The following is a 3,029-nucleotide window of genomic DNA, read 5'->3' on the forward strand; positions in this document are numbered from 1 at the left end:
ACCGGGTCCACCGGCTCCACCGCGCTCACCGGGCCCCCTCCCCCGCCGCCGGCGCCGGCACCGCCGGCACCGCCGGCACCACCCCGTCGGCGCGCATCCAGCGCACGAGCTGGCGGTGCACCACCTCCGCGCCCACCAGGAGGCGCTCACCGGGCACGGAGAGGTCCAGCAGGTCCTCGTCGACGCGCCAGGCGGCCGGGTGCACCAGCACCGCCTCGTTCTGCCAGCCGCCCAGGCCGCCGTGGTGGGCGACCTGCTCCTCGAAGGCGTGCACCTCGCCGGTGTCCGGGTCCACGGTGGAGTGCACCAGCAGCGCCGGGGCGGTGCCCATGCGCATCACCCGCAGCACCTCCCGCGCCGCGCGCGGCCCGAACGGCTCCAGCGGGTCCGCCCCGCGCACCCGCCCGCCGGCCAGCTCGTGCTCGCCGCCCGGGCCCAGCACCACCGGGCCGCCGGGCCCGTGCCCGGCGACGAAGCCGACGCCGGGCGCGGCGAGCAGGCCGGGCACCAGCGCCGGCCAGCGCCTCGCCAGGCCCGCCAGGTCCAGGCGCCCTCCGGGGGCGTCCGGCACGCTCAGCAGCGCCGTGCACCCGGCGGTGACGACGACGGCGGCGCCGGGCCCGGCGCGCTCGTCCAGCAGCGGCTCGCGGCGCTGCCCGGCGCGCGCGGCCGTGCCCGAGGGGCCCAGGTCGCGCACCAGGACGTCCACGCGCCCGCGGCCCTCCTCGCCGGCCGCGGAGGTCACCACGGTCGCGGCCCCGGGGTGGTCGCGCTGCAGCAGGTCCGCCACCAGCTCCTGCACGGTGCGCCCGGTGAGCTGGGCGAACGTGGGGCCCTGCGCCTGGCCGTGGTCGGAGACGACGACGACGCGGTAGTCGCGCGGGGAGGCGGCGGCCACCGCGCTCAGCGTGCCCAGCACGCGGTCCACCCCGGCCAGCGCGTCCAGCGACTCCGCGCGCGCCACCCCGGCGTGGTGGGCGACCTCGTCGTAGTCCAGGAAGTCCACGAACACCACCGCCCGGCCCGCGGCGAGCTGCTCGGCCACCAGCGCGACGTTCAGGTCGCGCAGCAGCGCGTTGGTCACCGCCCGCAGCAGCACGTACCAGCCGCGCCGCGGGATGCGCGGCTCCACGCGGCGCACCCGCTGCTGCCAGCCCTGGTAGACCTCCTTGACGACCTCCCCCACGGTCAGCAGGAGGCTGCGCGCCAGCCCGAAGGGGCGCAGCACGTAGCGCAGGTACGGCTTGCCGGAGCCGCCGCCGCGGGAGGTGGACACCACCAGGTGGGCGTGCGCGCCCTCCCCGGAGAAGACGTTGCCGACGCTGGCGCCGTCGTGGGCCAGCAGGCCCCGCCGGCCCGCGGCGCGCGCGGCGCGCACCAGGCGCGCCTCGATGACGGCGGCGTCGGCGGGCCGGTTGGCCACCAGGACCCGCTTGAGCTCGGGGTCCCACCAGCGGAAGGCCGGCACCTCCGCGGTCGTGCCGTGCAGCAGCCCCGCCTGGCTGGACGGGGTCGTGGAGGGCAGCGGGGCGCGCCAGGCGGTGGCGCGGTGGCTGCCCTCGCGCAGCCAGCGGGCGATGGTGGGCAGCGTGCCGGCGTGCAGGCCGAACTGCAGCAGCGGGGCGGAGAGCCCGTCGACCTGCACGACGAGCAGGCCCGGCGGGGCCGCGCCGCCCGCGCGCGGGCGGCGGCGGCGCAGCAGGTCGCGCACCACCCAGCTGCTGTCGTTGACGCCGACCAGCCAGCGGGTGACCACCGCGACCAGGCCGGTGACCAGGTACACCTGCCACAGCGTCCCCAGCGAGCGCAGGTCCAGCCCCGGCACCGCCGTCAGCGCCGTGTGCAGCACCAGCAGCTGCACCGCCACGCCCAGCAGCACGGTCACCGCCGGGCCGGCCACGCGCACCAGCGGGGCCAGCAGCGGGCGCACCAGGACGTCGCCGAGCAGCAGCAGCGCCGAGGCCGCCAGCAGCCACAGCGGGGAGGAGTACTCCAGCCCCGTCACCACGTGGGCGCTGATCCACAGCGCCACCGCGGTGGGCACGACGCTGAGGACGGCGTCGCGCGCGTCGCGGGCCGTCAGCGGGGAGCGTCGCGGCCGGCGGGCCGGCCCGTCGCCGGGCACGGCCTCAGAAGCCCAGGCGCTGCAGCTGCTTGGGGTCGCGCTGCCAGTCCTTGGCGACCTTCACGCGCAGGTCCAGGTGGCAGCGCTCGCCGATCAGCGCCTCGATGGAGCGGCGGGCGCGGGTGCCGACGTCCTTCAGGCGCGCGCCGCCGCGGCCGATGATGATGCCCTTCTGGCTCTCGCGCTCCACGTACAGCCACACGTGGACCTCCAGCAGGCCGTTCTCGCGGCGGGTGGTCTCCTCGACCACGACGGCCAGGGAGTGCGGCATCTCGTCGCGCACGCCCTCCAGGGCCGCCTCGCGCACCAGCTCGGCGATCATGACGTTCTCGGGCTCGTCGGTCAGCTCCCCGTCGGGGTACAGCCGCGGGCCCGCCGGCAGGTGCGAGAGCAGCACGTCGGCGACGACGTCGACCTGCTCGCCGGTGACGGCGGAGGCGGGCACGACGTCGGCGAAGCCGCCCAGCAGCTCGTCGCCCAGGGCGCTGACCGCCAGCAGCTGCTCGGCCACCCGCTCCGGGCGCACCTTGTCGGTCTTGGTGACCAGCGCCACCTTCGTCGAGCGCGGCACGGCGGCCAGCGCCTCGGCGATGAAGCGGTCCCCGGGGCCGATGCGCTCGTCGGCGGGCACGCACAGGGCCACGACGTCGACCTCGGCGAGGGTCTCGTGCACCAGGTCGTTCAGCCGCTGGCCCAGCAGGGTGCGCGGCCGGTGCAGGCCCGGGGTGTCGACGATCACCAGCTGGGCGTCGGGGCGGTGCACGACGCCGCGCACCGTGTGCCGCGTGGTCTGCGGCCGGTTGGAGGTGATGGCCACCTTCTGCCCCACCAGGGCGTTGACCAGGGTGGACTTGCCGGCGTTGGGCCGGCCCACCAGGCAGGCGAACCCCGAGCGGTGCACCGG

At 77.5% G+C, this 3,029-nt stretch carries 2 protein-coding genes; both read right to left on the reverse strand.

Going from position 1 to position 3,029, the window contains the following annotated elements:
* Positions 1-25 precede the first annotated feature (25 nt).
* On the reverse strand, positions 26-2,125 hold the full coding sequence (locus tag GTR00_RS17965) for an alkaline phosphatase family protein (protein WP_166612948.1): 2,100 nt from the start codon (positions 2,123-2,125) through the stop codon (positions 26-28).
* A 4-nt stretch (positions 2,126-2,129) separates the two neighbouring features.
* Positions 2,130-3,026: a GTPase Era gene (gene era, locus GTR00_RS17970; protein ID WP_166612949.1), complete on the reverse strand. Its 897-nt coding sequence runs from the start codon at positions 3,024-3,026 to the stop codon at positions 2,130-2,132.
* Between the last annotated feature and the right edge of the window lie 3 nt (positions 3,027-3,029).

The organism is Kineococcus indalonis (assembly GCF_009906395.1).
Lineage (GTDB): Bacteria > Actinomycetota > Actinomycetes > Actinomycetales > Kineococcaceae > Kineococcus > Kineococcus indalonis.